21 protein-coding genes are annotated in these 20,035 nt (G+C 34.3%); 5 read left to right on the top strand and 16 right to left on the bottom strand.

Annotated elements, in window-relative coordinates:
- Nucleotides 1–2 precede the first annotated feature (2 nt).
- Nucleotides 3–410 carry a hypothetical protein gene (locus NNH57_RS14790; protein WP_074407072.1) on the bottom strand — a complete coding sequence of 136 codons (408 nt, stop codon included), beginning with the start codon at nucleotides 408–410 and terminating at the stop codon, nucleotides 3–5.
- A gap of 107 nt (nucleotides 411–517) precedes the next feature.
- On the opposite strand from NNH57_RS14790, the gene NNH57_RS14785 reads away from it, so the two are divergent.
- From NNH57_RS14785 to hemN, 4 genes are all read left to right on the top strand, one after another.
- The gene (locus NNH57_RS14785) at nucleotides 518–1,753 is read left to right on the top strand and encodes a PAS domain-containing sensor histidine kinase (protein WP_074407073.1); all 1,236 of its coding nucleotides are present in this window, start codon (nucleotides 518–520) and stop codon (nucleotides 1,751–1,753) included.
- The gene (locus tag NNH57_RS14780; protein ID WP_074407074.1) at nucleotides 1,750–2,814 is read left to right on the top strand and encodes a response regulator; all 1,065 of its coding nucleotides are present in this window, start codon (nucleotides 1,750–1,752) and stop codon (nucleotides 2,812–2,814) included. Before NNH57_RS14785 ends, NNH57_RS14780 begins: the two co-directional genes overlap by 4 nt.
- Nucleotides 2,815–2,898: 84 nt before the next feature.
- Nucleotides 2,899–3,735 carry a universal stress protein gene (locus NNH57_RS14775; RefSeq protein ID WP_108809160.1) on the top strand — a complete coding sequence of 279 codons (837 nt, stop codon included), beginning with the start codon at nucleotides 2,899–2,901 and terminating at the stop codon, nucleotides 3,733–3,735.
- A 97-nt stretch (nucleotides 3,736–3,832) separates the two neighbouring features.
- Nucleotides 3,833–5,197 (top strand): oxygen-independent coproporphyrinogen III oxidase, encoded by a 1,365-nt coding sequence (gene hemN, locus NNH57_RS14770; protein ID WP_074407076.1) that lies wholly within the window; start codon nucleotides 3,833–3,835, stop codon nucleotides 5,195–5,197.
- A gap of 21 nt (nucleotides 5,198–5,218) precedes the next feature.
- Here hemN and NNH57_RS14765 read toward each other — a convergent pair whose 3' ends face one another.
- The 11 genes from NNH57_RS14765 to ccoS form a co-directional block, all read right to left on the bottom strand.
- A complete protein-coding gene (locus tag NNH57_RS14765) occupies nucleotides 5,219–6,103 on the bottom strand; it encodes a sterol desaturase family protein (RefSeq protein ID WP_074407077.1) in 885 nt (294 codons plus the stop codon).
- Between the two features lie 6 nt (nucleotides 6,104–6,109).
- Nucleotides 6,110–7,081 (bottom strand): sulfurtransferase, encoded by a 972-nt coding sequence (locus NNH57_RS14760; protein WP_082994802.1) that lies wholly within the window; start codon nucleotides 7,079–7,081, stop codon nucleotides 6,110–6,112.
- On the bottom strand, nucleotides 7,065–7,541 hold the full coding sequence (locus NNH57_RS14755; RefSeq protein WP_074407078.1) for a monoheme cytochrome C: 477 nt from the start codon (nucleotides 7,539–7,541) through the stop codon (nucleotides 7,065–7,067). The genes NNH57_RS14760 and NNH57_RS14755 overlap by 17 nt, the downstream gene beginning before the upstream one ends.
- Nucleotides 7,542–8,762, bottom strand: coding sequence for a sulfite oxidase (locus NNH57_RS14750; protein ID WP_074407079.1), 1,221 nt, complete (start codon nucleotides 8,760–8,762; stop codon nucleotides 7,542–7,544). It abuts the gene before it with no gap.
- Between the two features lie 184 nt (nucleotides 8,763–8,946).
- A complete protein-coding gene (locus tag NNH57_RS14745; protein WP_108809159.1) occupies nucleotides 8,947–9,648 on the bottom strand; it encodes a sulfite exporter TauE/SafE family protein in 702 nt (233 codons plus the stop codon).
- Nucleotides 9,649–9,651: 3 nt separating this feature from the next.
- On the bottom strand, nucleotides 9,652–10,098 hold the full coding sequence (locus NNH57_RS14740; protein WP_074407081.1) for a FixH family protein: 447 nt from the start codon (nucleotides 10,096–10,098) through the stop codon (nucleotides 9,652–9,654).
- Nucleotides 10,099–10,220: 122 nt separating this feature from the next.
- Nucleotides 10,221–11,642: a cytochrome c oxidase accessory protein CcoG gene (ccoG, locus tag NNH57_RS14735; RefSeq protein ID WP_074407082.1), complete on the bottom strand. Its 1,422-nt coding sequence runs from the start codon at nucleotides 11,640–11,642 to the stop codon at nucleotides 10,221–10,223.
- Nucleotides 11,643–11,718: 76 nt separating this feature from the next.
- Nucleotides 11,719–12,609: a cbb3-type cytochrome c oxidase N-terminal domain-containing protein gene (locus NNH57_RS14730; RefSeq protein WP_074407083.1), complete on the bottom strand. Its 891-nt coding sequence runs from the start codon at nucleotides 12,607–12,609 to the stop codon at nucleotides 11,719–11,721.
- Nucleotides 12,606–12,791, bottom strand: a complete 186-nt coding sequence (locus NNH57_RS14725; RefSeq protein ID WP_024768152.1) for a CcoQ/FixQ family Cbb3-type cytochrome c oxidase assembly chaperone — start codon at nucleotides 12,789–12,791, stop codon at nucleotides 12,606–12,608. Before NNH57_RS14725 ends, NNH57_RS14730 begins: the two co-directional genes overlap by 4 nt.
- A gap of 5 nt (nucleotides 12,792–12,796) precedes the next feature.
- A complete protein-coding gene (gene ccoN / locus NNH57_RS14720; RefSeq protein WP_108809158.1) occupies nucleotides 12,797–14,998 on the bottom strand; it encodes a cytochrome-c oxidase, cbb3-type subunit I in 2,202 nt (733 codons plus the stop codon).
- Nucleotide 14,999: 1 nt separating this feature from the next.
- The gene (ccoS, locus tag NNH57_RS14715) at nucleotides 15,000–15,194 is read right to left on the bottom strand and encodes a cbb3-type cytochrome oxidase assembly protein CcoS (RefSeq protein ID WP_024768150.1); all 195 of its coding nucleotides are present in this window, start codon (nucleotides 15,192–15,194) and stop codon (nucleotides 15,000–15,002) included.
- 808 nt (nucleotides 15,195–16,002) lie between these two features.
- Here ccoS and NNH57_RS26465 point away from each other — a divergent pair.
- A complete protein-coding gene (locus NNH57_RS26465; RefSeq protein WP_255409737.1) occupies nucleotides 16,003–16,137 on the top strand; it encodes a hypothetical protein in 135 nt (44 codons plus the stop codon).
- Nucleotides 16,138–16,191: 54 nt separating this feature from the next.
- Here NNH57_RS26465 and dsrP read toward each other — a convergent pair whose 3' ends face one another.
- From dsrP to NNH57_RS14695, 4 genes are all read right to left on the bottom strand, one after another.
- Nucleotides 16,192–17,412 (bottom strand): sulfate reduction electron transfer complex DsrMKJOP subunit DsrP, encoded by a 1,221-nt coding sequence (dsrP, locus tag NNH57_RS14710; protein WP_074407665.1) that lies wholly within the window; start codon nucleotides 17,410–17,412, stop codon nucleotides 16,192–16,194.
- 139 nt (nucleotides 17,413–17,551) lie between these two features.
- Entirely contained in the window at nucleotides 17,552–18,673 is a 1,122-nt protein-coding gene (locus tag NNH57_RS14705) for a 4Fe-4S dicluster domain-containing protein (RefSeq protein WP_074407085.1), read from the bottom strand.
- 44 nt (nucleotides 18,674–18,717) lie between these two features.
- The gene (locus NNH57_RS14700; RefSeq protein WP_074407086.1) at nucleotides 18,718–19,344 is read right to left on the bottom strand and encodes a cytochrome c3 family protein; all 627 of its coding nucleotides are present in this window, start codon (nucleotides 19,342–19,344) and stop codon (nucleotides 18,718–18,720) included.
- Nucleotides 19,337–20,035 carry a nitrate reductase cytochrome c-type subunit gene (locus NNH57_RS14695; protein ID WP_108809157.1) on the bottom strand — a complete coding sequence of 233 codons (699 nt, stop codon included), beginning with the start codon at nucleotides 20,033–20,035 and terminating at the stop codon, nucleotides 19,337–19,339. Before NNH57_RS14695 ends, NNH57_RS14700 begins: the two co-directional genes overlap by 8 nt.

Here is a 20,035-nt window from a genome sequence, read left to right as displayed (position 1 = left end):
AGTTACTGTTTTTCAAAGATTAATTTTAATCGCCCCAGCATCATTAATTCGGATTTATTTTTACCAGAAAATGCGCCTGCAATAGCATTAGCTGTACTCCAGATTAATTGTTTTAGTTTATCTGTAAAACGAGATTGGTGTTCTTTAAAAAAGGTTTCGAATTGAATAAAACACTCTTCTGCACTCAATTCTTCATAGTCAAGCCAGTCAAAAACGATTTCGATTTGAAAAGAAGCATCAACACCAAACTCATCTTCAATATCATCTACTTTTAACCATTCTGTTTTTACAATTTTTCGTAAAGAATCATATTCTGATTTACGAACTATTTTATCCGACGCAGCAATTGCATAAAATAGCTTGCCAAGGTTTTGATAAAATATAATTCCTGTATTTTGAGCAGTATTCATATCATAAAAAATTATCGGTTAATGAATATAAATGTAATCAGACTGAGTCATATTTTTTATGACATAAATCAGTTCTGGTAACAAATCAAAATGATTACTTTTGAAGCATGAAAGTTTTCGAAAAAGACAATAACATTTTCAAATTACTTTCTGAGGCTATTTCAGAAGGTATCATTGTGGTGAATGAGAAACAAACAATAGTGGCAACTAACGGATCTGCTAATACTATTTTTGGTTATGAGACTGATGAGTTGATAGGAAAACACCTTAATACCCTGATACCAAAAAAATACCATCACGGTCACAAAAAGCATTTTGAAGGCTTTGTAGATCATAGTGAAAAGCGACATATGGGTGCAGGGCGAGATCTTTTTGGAATACGAAAAGACGGTTCGGTATTTCCTGTAGAAGCAGGCTTAAACCCATTTGCAATTTATGGTAATAATTATGTAATGGCTCTTGTTATCGATATTACACTTCGAAAACAACAAGAACAGCAAATACAAGATTTAAATGCTAAGCTAGAGCAAAAAATAGAAGAACGTACAGTAGAACTGCATCATACCATACAAGAATTAAAAGAAGAAGTAAAACTTCGTATGGAAGCCGAAGCTCAAACTAAAGAATCTTTAAAAAAGGAAAGAGATTTAAGTGAGTTAAAAACAAAGTTCCTTTCACTTGTTTCACATGAATTTAAAACACCGTTAAGTGGTATTCTTACTTCGGCCACGCTTACCGGAAAATACACTAAAACCGAGCAACAGGAAAAAAGAGAAAAGCATCTCGATACCATAAAAAATAAAGTGAAATACCTGGATAATATCCTTAATGATTTTTTATCTATTGAACGTCTCGAAACAGGAAAAGTAACTTATAAGTATAGCCAGTTCCCTCTTAGTAAAGTGGTTAATGAAGTGGTTTATGATGCTAATATGTTACTTAAAGACGGACAGAGAATAAATTACCCTAAGGATATTGATGATTACGTTATAGAGTTTGATGAAAAGATTTTAGAACTCGTACTTACAAATCTAATCAATAATGCTATCAAATATTCTGGAGAACATACAGTAATTGATTTGCAGGTATGTTTCGAGGATGATATCCTTACATTTAAGATTATTGATCAAGGTATTGGTATTCCTAAAAAAGAACAAGACTTTATTTTTAAACGATATTTTAGGGCAGAAAATGCCTTATTAGATCAAGGAACAGGTATTGGGTTAAATATTGTGAAAAGTCATTTGGAAAACCTAGGGGGTAGTATTACTTTTACAAGTAAGGAAAATCAAGGGTCTACATTTATTGTTACAATACCTACAACCAATACTCACGAATCATGAAAACTATTCTTTTAATCGAAGATGATACGGCACTTAGAGAAAATACCGCAGAACTGTTAGAGCTTTCGGATTATAAAGTAATCACATCTCCTAACGGAAAAGTAGGTATTACCAAAGCAAAAGAAGAAAAGCCAGACATCATTGTTTGCGATATTATGATGCCAGAGGTTGATGGATATGGAGTACTTGAAGCACTATCCTATGATATAGCAACCAATCATATTCCTTTTATATTTTTGTCTGCAAAAACAGAACACAAAGAGATTCGAAAAGGAATGGATCTGGGAGCAGATGATTATCTAACCAAACCTTTTGAAGAAGAAGAACTATTGAGTGCAATCGAAAGTCGTCTTGCAAAAGCAGCATTACTCTCTAAAATTGTTAAAGATCAAGAGTTTTCTACTTCGGCAACAAATACTTCTGAAGATAGCGGACTTAGAAATTTACATGAGCTTAAGAATTTTTTTGATGATCATGGTGAAATTTCTGAATTTAAAAAAGGAGAAGTAATCTATGAAGAAGGAGAACATTCTAATAACATATATTTGATTTTAAAAGGAGTTGTTAAAAGTCATAAAATGGATGAGAATGGTAAAGAATTAATCACTACTTTATACAAAACCGATGATTTCCTGGGGTTCACTTCGTTTATAGATAATACTCCATATCTAGAATCGGCAACAGCAGTCGAAGATTCAGAATTAGCAGGAATATCAAAGAATAACCTAAAAGAGATATTAGAAAAGAGTAAAAATATTTCTCTTGAATTAATGGAGTTACTTACCGATAATCTTTCTGATATCAAAGAGCAATTATTACAAATGGCCTATAGCTCGGTACGTAAAAAAACGGCTCAAACCATACTTCAATTTGCCGATGTATTGAATAAAAAACCTAAAGATAGTATAAAAATATCCAGAAATGATTTGGCTAGTGTTGCCGGGATTGCGACAGAAAGTTTGATACGCACACTATCCAGTTTTAAAAAAGATGGATTGATTGAAATTGAAGGGCGTAACATAAAAATTTTGGATTTACCTGGTCTTCAGTTAGTAGAATAAAAATACAAAAGCACCCAAACTGATTTTTGTCATATTTTTCATGAGTACATCCTAATACATTTGCTGTATTAGAAAGTATTAAAAATGAAGAACATCCTGATCCCTACAGATTTTTCTGAAAATTCGTGGAATGCGATTACATACGCATTATCATTTTTTAAAAGGGTGAAATGTAATTTTTATTTGTTACATGTCTCTCCCTTTGAAGAAATGATAGGAGGAGATTCTTTTTATGGTTCAAAAAAAACAGTCTTAGAAAAAAGCACTCAAAGCGATACAGAGCAAATGCAATTATTGCTTAAAAAAATAGAGAAACTACCTTTAAATACAAAACATAGCTTTTTCACAATTAATGAATATATCTTTTTTGTAGATGCAATTAGAAAACAGGTCAAAGAAAAGAATATTGATTTTATCGTTATGGGAACCAAAGGTGCTTCGGGGATTAAAGAAAAAACCATAGGTAGTAATACAGGAGATGTAATCACAAAAGTAAAATGCCCGGTTTTGGTAATACCCGAAAAAGCCAAGTATACCAAACCTAAAGAAATTGCATTTCCCACAGATTATAATATGCTATACAAAAGTAGGGTATTAAATACGATTATGGATACTCTTACGTTAAATGAAGCCGCTTTACGGGTTTTGCATGTTGCCAAAAAAGAACAAGAATTAACCGATCGACAAAGAAAAAATAAAGACTTTCTAGATGATTCTATTGATGAAATAGAGCATAGTTTTCACTTCCTGTCTAACCCCAATATCGAAGAGGCTATACAATGTTTTGTTGAAAGCCGAGACATCGATATGATTACTATGATTGCCAAAAACCTTAATTTCTTCCAACGTATTTTGTTTCACCCTACAGTCGAAAAAATAAGTTATCACATTACTATTCCTTTTTTGGTATTGCATGAGTGACTTATAAATGAAGAAAGAAGAAATAGTCGGTTTATATAACCAATTAAGTTGAAGCTAACCATCTTGACAACTAAGAATAGTTCTAAAAACAAAAAAAATGTGCGCAAATTTAATTCATAAATATAATATTCCGGGACCTCGATATACAAGTTATCCTACTGTTCCTTATTGGGATATAGATACTTTTTCATTAAAAAAATGGACAACTTCTATACAACGATCATTTGTAGAAAGTAATGAAGAAGAAGGGATTAGTTTATATATTCACCTGCCATTTTGTGAAAGTATGTGCACATTTTGCGGATGCAATAAACGTATTACAAAACGGCATGATGTAGAAGAACCTTATATAAATACAATCTTAAAAGAATGGCAATTGTACCTTAAGATTTTTGAGACTAAACCTAAAATAAAAGAATTACACCTGGGAGGAGGCACACCTACATTTTTTTCACCAGATAATTTACAGTATTTAATTAATGGTATTTTCTCGGGAGTAGAACAAGCAAAAGATTGTGAATTAAGTTTTGAAGGACATCCCAATAATACAACTCGAGAACATTTGCAGGCATTGTATGATGTTGGTTTTAGAAGAGTAAGTTTTGGAGTTCAGGATTATAATGAAACGGTTCAGAGAGCAATTCATAGAATTCAACCTTTTGAGAATGTAAAATATGTGACAGAGACTGCTAGGGAAATTGGTTTTACTTCGGTAGGACATGACATCATTTTTGGGCTGCCTTTTCAGACTCAGGAAGCAGTTGTTCATACTATCCTAAAGACAAAAGAGCTACTGCCCGATCGGTTGGCATTCTACAGTTATGCACATGTGCCATGGCAAAAAGGTAATGGGCAACGTGGTTTTAACGAATCAGATCTCCCAACAGGAGAGCAAAAACGAAAACAATATGAGGTAGGGAAAAAATTGCTATCAGAAGTAGGTTATGTAGAAATCGGGATGGATCATTTTGCCTTAAAAAATGATTCGCTATACCAATCTATGAAAAATCAAACTCTGCATCGTAATTTTATGGGATATACTGCCTCCAAAACACATGCAATGATTGGTTTAGGAGTATCTGCAATTAGTGATAGTTGGTATGGTTTTGCCCAAAATGTAAAAGGAGTAGAAGAGTACCAGCATTTGGTAAAAGAAGGTATTATTCCCGTGTATCGAGGGCATATTTTAACCATAGAAGATCAGATTATACGCAAGCATATTCTTAATTTGATGTGTCATTTTAGCACCAAATGGGAGGATGATCATATGTATTTTAAAGAACTACCAGAGGTGTTACAGAACTTAAAAGAATTAGAAGCAGATCAATTATTGGTGATTAATGATTCTCATATTCATGTCACAGAAAAAGGTCGTCCCTTTGTTCGCAATATTTGTATGGCTTTTGATCTGAGATTACAACGCAAAATACCAGAGACTATGTTGTTTTCGATGACCGTATAATTATCTTAAAAGCTTGAAAATCTATTCTTTTTTCTGTTTTGATGTTCTAAAACCATAGATGATTTGACCAATGAAATTTTTTGGGATTTTTTCATCCCCAGGAAACCCTAATGCTATTGTCCCGCTATCTTCGGGGATATAACTGGTCTTAAAAATATAATCCCAAAGGCTTAAACTAATCCCAAAATTTACACCGTAAGAGCCTTTTGGTAATACATAAGAATGATGATATAAATGCATGACCGGGTTATTGAGGATGTATTTAAGCGGTCCCCAGGTAATCTTTATATTCGAATGATTAAAATGACCGATTGTAATGGCCAGAAAATGTACAATGTAAGCCTGCTCTGGTTCAAAACCACCTAGAACCATTACACCAATAGTTTTAAGTGGTTTATAGAAAATGTTTTCCATCCAGTGATATCTTAGATGTGCGGCAAATCCCATTTCTTTAACAGAATGATGTATTTTATGAAACTTCCATAGAAAAGGATACTTATGAAGTAGGATATGTGTAAACCATTGTACAAAGTCTAGCACAACAAAAAATAATAGAAGTTGTGCCCACGTAGAAAGATTAGAAACATCAATTATGGTTAATGTTTTTGCAGAAATCCCAATATCTATAAAGGTCACTTCAAGTAGCTTATAAAAACCACTTATGGCAATGGCAAAAAGGAAAAAATTAAAAAACATATAGAAACCATCTAACCAAAAATCTTTTCTGAAAATGGATTGATTTTTTCTCCACGGAAAAACAACTTCTAACCCCCACACTAATAGTGATATAATAATAAGGCCCCAGAAATAATTCATGTACCAGGGAACCTCAAATAGTATTGATCTCCAGGTCCATTGTACATTACCTATAAAAGAGTCGGTAAATGCGTTTATATATTTTTCCATAACTAATTAATTCTTTATTGTTGTCGTACTATCTTGCTCAAATGGAAGAACATCAAAATAACTCCATTCTATCCATGAGCCATCATAATTTTTCACATTTTTGTAACCTAACAGTTCTGTGAGTACAAAGGTAGTATGTGCTGAGCGCACTCCACTATGACAATATGTGATGATAGTATCTGTTTTTGAAGCTCTCATTCTACTGTAAATCATATTTAAATTATCATAAGATTTAAATTTGTGTGTTCCTTGATGATCTATGGTTTCTGCCCAATCGATGAGTATGCTTTTAGGAATTCTTCCCGCTTTAAAAGCTCCTTGTTTTTGTCTTTTACCGCTAAATTCTTCAATATTTCTGGTATCTAGAATAACGACTTGTTTACTAGAGTTTATGGCTTTAATGATTTCTTCTTTTCTAATATATAGTTCAAAAGTATTATTATTAGGAAGTGTAAAAGTTGAAGGAGTAATCGATACAGTATGATTATTAATCGAGCCCCCTGCTTTTTCCCAGGAGATTAATCCTCCGTTTAATATTTTTACAGATTGAAAATTATAATTTTTAAGTACCCACCAAAAGCGAGCAGCATCACAAGATCCTCTATCATCATATACTATTAAGGTATCGTTATTTTTAACACCTAATCTACTAAATAATTGCTCAATTCTTTCTTTTTTAGCCATCATCCCGTTATAAGGATATGAAGAATCTTCTATATCTGCACGCCAGATATTTATCGCCCCATTAATATGATTTTTGGCATAATCTTTTGCTTTTCTAAAATCTATTATTTTTATATGTTGTTGTTTAGAAAGAGATACTAGTTCTTCGGCTTCTATTAGATGTTTAGAACTATAATAAGTTTTTGTATCTATTTTGGTTTCTGTAGAAATCACATCCTTTACTTTATCCTTAGATTTTGTACAGGAAAAAAATAGTGCTCCTAAAATTATTATCCTGCTAATCCTGTAAATCATACCACTCAATATTTGTTAATAGTTCACGTCTTCCCTTTCTCTTGGGAGGGTAATTAGCAACGAGATAATTTACAATAATTTTTTCATTACTCCCTAAATCCCATAAATTTTGAGTCTCTTGCATCCAACGTATTGTAGTTATCCATCGTTCTGTAGTCATTCTGTTTTGCATAATGAGCTTAGACGAATGACAATTAGTACAATTATTTACTACTTCCATTAATCCTTCGGCGTCTACCAGCCCAGTTCTTAAGTGTATTCCATTTTCAATTTTATCTTCATTTTCTTCTGTAGTTGTAAGGTATATTGAATTGGGTTCGTTTTTTTTAAAAATAGACAATGTTGGATCAATAAGAAGATAAATCCCACCAATAGTAATTATTCCCACCATAAAGAACAGTATCACCAGAAGGCGATAAATGGCTTTTACATAGTGCTTAAATTGTTTTTGCTGTTCCATTTATATGATTTTTACTGCAATACGATGACATGCATTATTTAGATACCCTTTTGGGTTCCAGCCAGGTAGAATCATGGGTTGGCTAACGCCTTGTACGTCTGTGGCACGTGCCCAGACTTCATAGTATCCTTTTTTCGGGAAATCAATAGTCGCATAAAAATGTTGCCAGGCAAGTCGATTTACAGGTTTTTCTATTGAACATTTTTCCCATGTTGATCCAAAATCAATCGAATATTCCATTTTACCGACTTCCAATTCGCCAGCCCAGGCATGCCCTCTGATATTTAATTTTTCCCCTTTATTAATCATTGCTCCTGATTTGGGATATGTAATCAAAGATTTTACAGGCATCGATTCTATGATACACATATCTTCATCACTTACTTTTTTGCCAGGTGATATTGGTTCACAAGGGACTCGATATGCAGTGCCTTTCATTTTGGTGCCATCATGTATTTTATTACGAATACTTATTCTGTTGATCCATTTACCAGAAACAGAAGCGGGCCATCCTCCAGCAATTAAACGTAAAGGATACCCATGAGCCAATGGGATATCTTCTCCGTTCATTTTAAAGGCTAATAATGTTTCATCTTGAAGAGCTTTTGCTACTGGAGCTCCTCGGGATATAGGTTCTTTATTGGGATCCATACTTAAATGAGTGTCGATAGCATGATAGCCAATATACACTGCATTGTCCTTTATACCTGCATCTTCAAGAAGATCTCGTAACCTAATGCCTGTCCATTTTGCACAAGATACGGCTCCAACAGTCCATTGATTGCCTTTTGCGGGAGGGTCAAATTCACTACGACCGTTACCACCACATTCTAAAGTTAGTTGGTAAGTATATTGTTTAAATTTTGATTTTAATTCGGCAAGCGTATATGTTTTCTTTTGGACTACAGATTCTCCATCAATAGTTAATGTCCAATTTTTGGCATTTATAGTATTAGGAATTAGACCATTGTTTCTAATAAACATATATTTATTAGGAGTTATTTTATCATCCAATAAATGAGCTTTAGCCTCAATGTTCCATGGTTTATCATTTAAGATTACCATTTCTTTATCTTTTTTGAACATTTTATAAGGATCTGAACCCTGCAATGCTAGTGGTTCATATCCTTCGGGCATTATGGCTCCAAAAACAATATCATATCCTATGACTGTTACCATAGAACTTAGTACTGCTTTTTTAACAAAGTTTCGTCTTTTCATTTGGCAAACATTTACTGTTTTACCTCATAAATTTAACGTTTTTCATTCTTTGTTTTGGTAACAAAGGTTACAATATGTGTTTTGGCAAGTAGAGAAGGGTATTTTGTTAGGGGTCATAGTACTATAAAAATACAGACCTTAAATGTGCTATTATAATTAAAATATAATCCACTAAAATCTGTAGTTAGTGGCACTCAAAATTTGCAGAAACTATTTCGGTTACAGGTTTGGGAGAAAGATATGGTATGCCTAATCCAAGACCTCGTATGATAAATAATAGCCCAATTATGACTACAAACACTGGAATAATTTTTTGAACGTGTTGTCGTGCTTTTCGGGTTAAAAAATTCCCGGCATATACAGCCATTGTCATTAAGGGTATGGTTCCTAACCCAAAAAAAGTCATATATAAACTACCTTTAAGGATATGGCCAGAGGCAATGGCTCCAAAAACAGCCATATACACCAAACCACAGGGCAAAAAACCATTTAAGAAACCAATAGAAAGAAAAGTATCTGGTGTTTTCTTTTTTAAGGCTTCGCCCAAAGCATTTTTGACTTTGGAGATAATTTTATAGATCGGTTTTGAGAAATTGTATTTAGAAAAAGTTTGATAAGGGATCATTACAATTATGATCATCAAAACCCCAACTGCAATAGATAACTTTTGCTGTAACCCGAAAAGATTTAAACTCTTTCCTATGATTCCGAAGAATAATCCAATGATGCTATAGGATAATAATCGCCCAAAATGATACAGAAATACCTGGAAGAATTTTTGAGTAGTATTAGACTTATTTACCGGCAACATAAAGGCAATAGGGCCGCACATTCCCACACAGTGAAAACTACCCAATAGACCAAGTATGAGTGCAGAGATAAGCATTTTTTAATATGTAAATGATTTTTTAAACAAATATGAAATGTTTTCGTATTTCCAATCGATGGTGATGTTCCAACGTCCTTCTAATAGATTCTTATCTTCAATTATTACTTCTGAAGCAGAGAGTGAAATAGGAATTTCGAAATCCAACTTTTTATTCGATGGTCTGTAGAAGGATATAGTGCCAGAAATATCATTGTAGTTTTTATCTTCTGGAAAAGAGATGGCTAGACCTACTGCCGTTTTTTTAACTATAACATCTTTTAGTAATGTTTTTGAGTTTTTTTCAGCATTGATTTCATTCTGAAAAGCGAGTTCTTGCTTATAATAATCTTCTGTTACCAAATCATGTTCATAGTCTGAATTAATATTCATTTTTACAACAAAATATAGGATAAAAGAGATAAACCCTATAAATACTAATACGATGGCGGTTCCCCAGTTTATTTTCATAATATTTTTCTTTAGTTCGGTTATGGGTTGGGCCTATGCCAGAATGATGAAAAGGAACAAAATATCAAAATACACTTGTCATTCAGGCAAAGGCTACAATCCACTATAATTTATACTTTTTATTATCTATAACTTCTAGGTCCTAAAAATGCGGTGGTTGTCGTTTCGATTAATTTGTCGTTGCTATATACTCCGATTTTTAATCGGTCACTATCCCCATTTAGAGCAGCACCATTAATTTCAATAAACAAAGTACCTTCGGCAATTCCTTGTTTAGGAACATTAAAATTCTTATGAGTGACTAGTTCTATTTTCCCTTTATGGGACATCAATTCAAAACGAACATCTTCAATTTCTGCCGTAGTTTTATTAACCAGTTTATAGGTGTATACGTTACTAATGATATTATTCTCTTTTCTCTCGTATAATTGCCCTGGTAGTCGTAAGATATTTGCTTCTACGTCGTTTCTTAGAAACGACATTCCTAGTAAAACACCAGTTAGAATTACCAGAACAGCGCTATATCCTTTTAATCTTGGGGTAAATTTAAATTTTGCTTTTTTAGCAATGTTATCTTCACTGGCATATCGTATTAATCCTTTAGGAAGGTTTACCTTTTCCATCATATGATCGCAGGCATCAATACAAGCCGTACAATTTACACATTCTAGCTGTGTGCCGTTACGGATATCAATTCCTGTCGGACAAACATGTACACATTGAAAACAATCAATACAATCTCCTTTTCCGGTAGAAGGGCGGTCTTCATTTTTCTTAAACTTGGCTCTTCCTTCTTCTTTCTCTCCACGCTTATAATCATAAGCAACTACAATTGATTTAGAGTCGAGTAATACACCTTGTAATCTCCCATAGGGGCATGCAATAATACAAACCTGTTCTCTAAACCAAGCGAATACAAAATAAAAGACAGCCGTAAATATAAGTAAGGAGATTAAGGTACTTATATGTTGTAGTGGTCCATCAATGATATATCGTAATAATACGTCGCTTCCGATCAAATAGGCTAAAAATATATTTGCAATTAAAAACGAAATAATAAAAAATATAACCCATTTAAGGATACGTTTTCGAATCTTTTCTGCATTCCAGGGTTGTTTGTTCAGGCGTATTTGTTTTCCACGATCGCCTTCGATCCAGTATTCTATTCTTCGAAAAACCATTTCCATGAAAATCGTTTGCGGGCATATCCATCCACAAAATATCCTACCAAAAGCAACGGTGAATAGAGTTATAAATATAACACCAATGAGCATTGATATCACAAACAAATGAAAATCCTGTGGCCAAAATGGTGCTCCAAAAATGTTAAAACGACGTTCTAGGACATTAAATAGTAAGAACTGGTTACCGTTAATTTTGATGAAAGGAGCAGAAATCAGAAATATCAATAATCCATAACTCACCCATTTGCGATAATCGTAATATTTACCACTAGGTTTTTTGGGATACACCCATGCACGTTTACCCTCTTCGTTTATGGTGCCGATAGAATCTCTAAATCTTTCGTTTTCGGGTGTTTCCAATGGTTTTGATTTTATTCGTTCAGTACTACAGTTGTTAAATCCGAAACAGATTCAGGAATTTCTTCCTTCTACTTTTTTATTTCTGTATATCGGGATCAGTCCATATTTCTCCTTGTGCTTCTTTTGGTTCGGCTGGAGTTGTACCTCCTAATGTGATGATGTAACTCGCTACTTGTGCCATTTCAACAGGTTTTAGAGTTTGTTTCCAAGCAACCATTCCTTTTCCATCTCGACCTCCTTCAGAAATTGTTCTAAACACATTTTTGATACCTCCTCCCAGAATCCAATGTTCATCGGTAAGGTTTGGTCCAATACCACCACCACCATCTGCCTTATGACAAGCGACACAATTGGTTGTATAAACGGCTTTACCTGCACTAATATCAGAAGCATCTGTTAGTAATGTAACCGTATTTACGTCTACCAAATCTTTAGCCGTTTTTTTGTATTTTTCGATTGCAATTTTCGCTTCGGCTACTTCAGTTTCATATTCTTCTGCTTGGGTATATTCATTAAATACATGAAAGCGAACTAAATAGACTATACCAAATATAATTGTAGCATAAAACATATACACCCACCATGGTGGTAAATTATTATCGAGCTCTTTAATCCCATCATAGTTGTGATCCAAAATGATTTCTTCTTCACTTTCTACAGGTTTACTGTCGAGGAGCTTTAAATAGATGCTTTTAATCCATTTAAATTGTTTTTCTTTTTTAGCTTTTTCTGCCAGAATGTAGCGTTCTTGCGCATCAGGTTTTAAAGAACGAAAGAGGATACTTCTTAATGCTTCTAAACTAATTTCTATTGCTATAATAAACAGTAAAACCATTCCTAATACTAACCAGGTGAGAGGTTGTGCTATAAATGCAGATTGTTCTCCTGATTCTACGGTTAATTCTATTAATAAGTATGCTAGGAATAGAAAAGCAATAATTCTTATATAGGATGCAGTACTTCTCATAACACGTTTTCGTTTTCAGTTTCTAATGGAATTTGGCTTACTTCTTTTATATGCTCTTTTTTTGCGGTGAAAACCCACCAGAATAATGCGGCAAAGAAGATAAAAAAGATAAGAAGCGAAATCATTGGATAGATTTCAATACCTTCAATACTTTCCATATGGCCTTTTATAAATTTTAGCATGGCGTTTATTCTTTAGTTTGAACTACAGTTTCTTCGTTTTTAACTTTTATATCGGTTCCTAACCGTTGTATGTAGGCAATCAAGGCTACAACTTCTCTATCTCGCATCTCGATAAAGTCCAACCCATTTTCCTGTGCATATTTTTTATCAGCTTCGTAGGTTTTTACAAAATCGGGATCGGTATACAAGTTTTTCTCTATAGTAGTTGCTTGCTCATCCATCCATTGCTGTGCTCTGGTAATTTCTTCGGGAGTATAAGGAACACCAAGAGTTACCATAGCATTCATTTTGGTTTCTGTATTAGATCGATCAAGCTTGTTTTTGATCAGCCACTTATAACTTGGCATAATAGATCCCGAAGAGGTTGTTTGCGGATCATAAAAATGATTTAAGTGCCAGTTATCAGAATATTTCCCTCCAATTCGCATTAAATCTGGCCCCGTACGCTTACTTCCCCATAGGAAAGGATGATCATAGACATATTCACCTGCTTTAGAGTATTCGCCATATCGTTCTACTTCACTACGGAAAGGTCTGATCATTTGTGAATGACAAGACACACAACTTTCTCTAATATAAATGTCTCTTCCTTCTAACTCAAGAGGAGTATATGGTTTTACGCTGGTAATCGTTGGTATATTAGATTTTACCATTAACGTAGGAACTATTTGTACGACCCCACCAATTAAGATTGCTATAGTAGCAAAAATGGTTAGTTTTACAGGTCTTCTCTCTAACCAGGTATGATATCCTTCTTTAACGGTTCTATGTTTGGTCACTTTGGTAAGAGGAGCAGCTTCTGCAAGCTCGTCTGTCACGGTACTACCATTCTTTATGGTTTTAATAACGTTGTATAACATGATAAACATCCCGAAGATGAATAAACTACCACCGATAGCACGCATCCAGTACATTGGGATGATTTCATTTACAGTTTCTAAGAAATTACCGTAAGTAAGTGTTCCGTCTGGATTAAATTGTTTCCACATAGAAGCTTGTACAAATCCGGCAACATACATTGGTAATGCATACATGATGATCCCCAGAGTACCAATCCAGAAATGAGCATTAGCCAATCCTGTCGACCACAATTTGGTTTTGAACAGTCTCGGAATTAACCAATAGGCCATCCCAAAGGTTAAAAATCCATTCCAGGCTAATGCACCAACATGCACGTGAGCAATAATCCAATCGCTAAAGTGTGCAATAGCGTTTACATTCTTTAAGGATAACATAGGCCCTTCAAAAGTGGCCATACCATAACCAGTAATAGCAACTACCATAAATTTTAATACAGGATCGGTACGCACCTTATCCCAGGCACCTCTTAATGTTAGTAATCCATTAATCATACCTCCCCAGGACGGAGCAATTAGCATAACAGAAAATGCTACACCAAGATTCTGTGCCCAATCTGGTAAAGATGAATATAAAAGGTGATGAGGCCCTGCCCATATATAGATAAATATTAAAGACCAAAAGTGAACAATAGATAATCGATATGAATAGACCGGTCTATTTGCAGCTTTTGGAATAAAATAGTACATTAAACCTAGGAAAGGAGTAGTAAGAAAGAATGCAACCGCATTATGACCATACCACCATTGTACTAAAGCATCCTGAACACCTGCATATACAGAATAACTTTTTAAGGCACTTACGGGTAATGCAAGGCTATTAAAAATATGGAGAACAGCTACTGTAACAAAAGTCGCCAGGTAAAACCATATAGCAACATACATATGGCGTTGTCTTCTTTTTAAAATAGTTCCAATAAGATTCCATCCAAAGGCTACCCAGACAATAGCAATTGCAATATCAAAAGGCCATTCTAACTCGGCATATTCTTTTGAAGAGGTATATCCTAACGGAAGTGTAATAGCGGCACCAACAATGATCAATTGCCATGCCCAAAAGTTAACGTTACTAAGTGTATCATTAAACATACGGGTTTTTAGCAAACGTTGAGTAGAGTAGTATACTCCTGCAAAAATAGCGTTACCAACAAATGCAAAAATAACAGCATTGGTATGCAATGGTCTTAATCTCCCAAAGCTTAACCATGAGATTCCATCTGTTAGATTAGGGAATAAAAATAGAAACGCCAGTAGCAAGCCTACAGACATCCCAACAACACCCCAGAGCAGAGTGGCATATAAGAATTTTTTTACGATTTTATTATCGTAATAGAATTGTTCCATTTCCATATTAAGATTGTTTAGTTTTAGTGGATTCCGAAGATTTTTCTTTGCTTTCTTTTATAAGTTCATCATCAAAAAGCATCCTAACAGAAGGAGTATAGACATCATCATATTGACCATTTCTGACCGATATAATAAAGCTAATAAAAAAGACGATGGCAACGATAATACTAATCGTTAAGAGTATATAGATTACACCCATGCTTACTTTTGATTATGAGTCAAAAGTATGCGCGAACATTTTCTAAAAAAATGACATTTATCAGGTTTTATTAATTAAGCCCATTCTTAGCAAGAATATCTAATTTATTGACCTTTTATAGGTGTATAATGTTAATAATTGTTAAAATAGTACCTTTTTATACATAGTACTGTAACAAAAATGATTTATCGACGTCTAGTAGGTATACATCAATTATAAAAACAGAAATTATGAGAACTTTAGACAACAATCAAATCACTAAAAAATTAACGGCAACCAAAGGTTATGTTTGGAATTCAAAAAGACGTTACAGATAATTTTAGGTACAATAATTTTAAAAAAAACAATTTATACATCAATCAAAAAATAGACATTATGAGAACTATAGACAGTAACAGAATCACAAGAAAATTAAATGCACCAATTGGATATACCTGGAATTCGAAAAGACGTTACAGATAATTTTAAGCATAACTATTTAAAAAAATAACAATTTATACATCAATCAAAAAAACAAAAATCATGAGAACTATAGACAGTAACAGAATCACGAGAAAATTAAATGCACCAATTGGATATACCTGGAATTCGAAAAGACGATACAGATAATTTTAAATACGACTATTAGAAAAATATAACAATTTATACATTAATCAAAAAAAACAGAAATTATGAGAACTATAGATAGTAACAGAATCACAAGAAAATTAAACGCTCCTATCGGATATACCTGGAATTCAAAAAGGCGATACAGATAATTCATATTTATCAACCTATCCCAATACCTTGGGATCAAAAACTAATCATCATGAGAACTTTACGAAATATTAGAAAACAACTAAAAACAGCAACACAAAAACAAAATATGTTTTTGGATTGTGTACCAAAGCTTTATAATTATGAAGACACTTTGTTCACAGGAGTTAAGCGCTACGCGCATTAAGCTAAGAATTATTAGATACTAAAAGGCCGAATTTTATTAAAAATTCGGCTTTATTTATTTTTTTCTAAACTGTAATTTTCCTGTTTCTATCTTGATAGCAGTTTTTGCCAGTATAGTAAAAACAAAAGCTCCTAAAGCCCAAATACCAAGAGTTACTCCAATTTCTATTCCTGTAGGAGTGTATTCTGAAATTTTTCCATAAGGTCCGGGGATAAAGCCAGGAACGATCAAACCGAATCCTTTTTCTATCCAGATGGCTATAAAGAGAATAAAACAACAGAAATATAACACCTTTAAATTGTTGCGCAGTTTACCAAAAGTTAGCAATACGGTTGCCAAGACATTTAAAGGAATTGCTGTCCATATCCACGGTAACAACGCTGTTTTACCTTGTAGACCAAAGAATAAGTAATATGCGCTTTCACTATGGTGTGTTGGAGCATAAAATTCTTTAAATAACTCAGATACTAACATGATCAGGTTGATTTGAGCTGCTACAGTAACGATCATACCAATTTTTTTGATCGTTTTATCTTCTATTTTAAATTCTGTAAATGTTCTGATGATTGCCAGAACAAGAATAATCAAGGCAGGCCCGGCAGCAAAGGCAGATGCCAAAAATCGAGGGCCTAATAATGCGTTGTTCCAAAAAGGACGAGCTTGTAAGCCTTGATATAGAAATGCAGTTACCAAATGAATAGCTACTGCCCAAAATACAGACAAAATTGCTCCTGGAACATAGATTTTTGGATTAGGCACTTTTCCCTGATAACGTGTAAACAAAATGTAAAACGGAATCGAGATGTTTAAAAATAAATACCCGTTAAGCACAATAACATCCCAGGTTAACATTGAAGCTGGAAAATTAAAGACTCCGATTCCTGGTATCATATGCCACAATACAGATGGCCCACCCATATCGGCTACAACAAAAGCCAAACACATAATCAATGCAGCTACGGCTAGTCCCTCGCCAATAAGTACAGCTTGTTTAAAATCAATATCTTTTAGTACGTAAGTTGGCATAACGAGCATTACTGCAGCTGCAGCAACACCAACAAGAAATGTAAAATTAGAAATATACAGTCCCCAGCTTACTCTATCGGTCATTCCTGTGACACTTAGGCCGTGTTCTATTTGTAAAGAATAACAGTACATACCAATTAGCATGACAAAAGTCAAAAATGCCATCCAGATGTGATATTTTTTTGAGCCTTGAGTCGTAGTATCCAGGCTATCTTTAACTAAACTTCCAAAAACTTTAAGTCGTTTCATGTGTTGTTTTTTTGGCGTGCCCATTGGGTCGGGCTTTTCACTATATCTTTTCTTACCTACTTCTCGTTCTTCGACAAGCTCAGAATGACATCTCGAAGTAACAGAAAAGGATGCCGTTTCAATCCCTCACGCAATTTTATTAATCCATAAAATACCAGAACTTAGGTTCTGTCCCAAGATCTTCTTTTAGTCTAAATACTTTTTTATTATTAAGAACCCATCGTATTGTACTGTCCGGGTCTAATAAGTTTCCAAAAATTCGTGCTCCTGTTGGGCAAGCTTCTACACAAGCGGGATTTTTACCAGCTCGTGAACGCTGTACACAGAAAGTACATTTTTCCATTACCCCTTTTTTACGCATACGATTTCCTAAGTAATGTTGATTTTTGTTAATCTCATTTTCGGGAACTTCGGGAGTACTCCAGTTAAATCGTCGGCCATCATATGGGCAAGCTGCCATACAATACCTACAGCCCACGCACCAGTCATAATCTACAACTACTAGTCCATCTTCTTCACGCCATGTAGCTTGCACAGGGCAAACTTCTACACATGGGGGGTTGTCACAATGAAAACATTGTGTTCCCATATAAAAATGACCTTCTGCCGGGACTTCGTGGTAATAATTGTCATCGGCTTCATCAAACTTAAGACCTTTACCATCTTTCATTTCATGAATTCGAATATACTCCATCTGCGAATTTCGATCCTGATTATTTTCTTCAACGCAAGCACTTACACAATCCATGTACCCTTGGCATTTAGAGATATTAAAAGCATATCCAAAAAGCACGTCTTTCTCGGCGTTTTTAGAAGACATACTTATATTTTTCCCTTTTCGCAATTGATAGGAACGTACTAATCGGTCAACAGTGGCTTTTTTCTCCTCATCGGTCATTAATTTGTAGTTGCCTTTAAACTGTTCTTCCCAATCGATTTGTGCTTTTTCTTTGGTTTCTTCTCCGGTAGTCAGATTACAAGACGTACTTACTGCTCCGGCTCCGATGACTAAACTAGCGGTTAGTTTCCTAAAAGCAGTTCGGCGATCCATTTGTACATCAAAAACTTGATCGAAACCATCTTTTTTACGTTCATCGCCGATAGCAGCATCTACTGCAGCATCAAATTCCTTATCACTAATTTGATCTTTAGTATGAGAACCGCATCCACCAGATGTTTTTCCACAACCACAAGAACCTGTACTTTGTTTCTTTTTGCTATTTAGGTTTAGAGAAAACCATTTTTTAGTATTGTCGCTCATTGTTAAATTGTTAAGAGGTATTACATGAAAGTGTGATAGCTAAACTATTCTCGTTCTTTTACTTTTTGAGTATTATACCCGGCAGGCCACCTGGTTTCAAAACCTGGATTGTGCGGGTTGTGGCAATTTACACAAGTCATTGATGCTCTGGGAGGAGCCCATCCTCCTAGCTTTTTGCCATGTGCACCACCTTTCCAATCTTTAAACTGTTTGCTGTGGCATTGGCTACATAATTTATAACTTCTATTAAAATCAATGCTTGTGCCTGTTAAACTTGTTAAGTTGTCCATATCATTACCATTATGACAAGTAATGCAGTTCATAGTATTTAAATCTGCATGAGCCAGCTTAATATCCCAATGTGCTTTTTTTGAAGGATCTTTACTTTTTAATTCTTCTAGTGGTTTGGTATGACATTCGGTACAGGCATATGATTTGATTTCACTTTTACGTTCAGGAATCAAAAATGTGTGTTCTCCTTCTGTGACTTTGATTGTTTTTATACCTTCTAAATACTGTTCTGAAGAAATAGAAGTACCGTGATAATTTTTGCTCTTGGCTTCTATTTTATCCGTAATATTATGGTATTCACCTTCTCCGTGTTTACAAGAAAATAATATAACGGTAAGGAGAGTATACATCAGAATATGTATGTTATTATATCTATTCATTTTCGGTAATATTAGCTCTTGTGAAAACTTCAATATCAGTAACTGTTTTATCTTTAGGAACATGACATTGCCTACAATTTATACGTTCTGGATGAGATACTCTGATCTCTTTTGGAGCTGCGGGTCCAGCATGACAAGACAAACAATTTTCTCTCATTTGTATTTGATGCGGGATCATTGGCGGGCTCCCAGGTAAAGCATTATTTATCCCAACTTTTGGAGCATGAGCCTTTGCAAAACCATTTTCGGTAAAGAGAGTTTCAGTATTTTGTACTACATGACATTGCCTGCAATTAACCATTTCTGGATGGGGTGTAACCGGTGCATATGCATTAAATTTGGTAACGAAACCTCCATTTTCATGACATTGCAAACAGGTATTTGCTCCTAAACTCATTTCTTCCTTTACAAGGTGCGGGATACTGGGTGGCGCACCTGGATATGCCCTATTATCATAATAAGTGTCTAGTGACCTTTGATGTTCTTCATCGACAGGCATATTCGCATACTCTAATGCCAATCCAGAACGTTTGAACACACCACTCTCTAACGGAATAAATGTTTCGGTTGAATTTTCTTCAATAGGGATATAACTTTCTTCCAAACCTTCTTGATAACTATAATTCCAAATAGTAATAAAGGCTATGAACAACAATAAAAAAAGTGATATGATTCCGAGTCTCTTTTTCAT

Origin of the sequence: Aquimarina spinulae, from assembly GCF_943373825.1 — a bacterium.
Classification (GTDB): domain Bacteria; phylum Bacteroidota; class Bacteroidia; order Flavobacteriales; family Flavobacteriaceae; genus Aquimarina; species Aquimarina spinulae.
The sequence above is the reverse complement of the archived record's forward strand: the minus strand, read 5'-3'. Positions and strand labels throughout refer to the sequence as shown.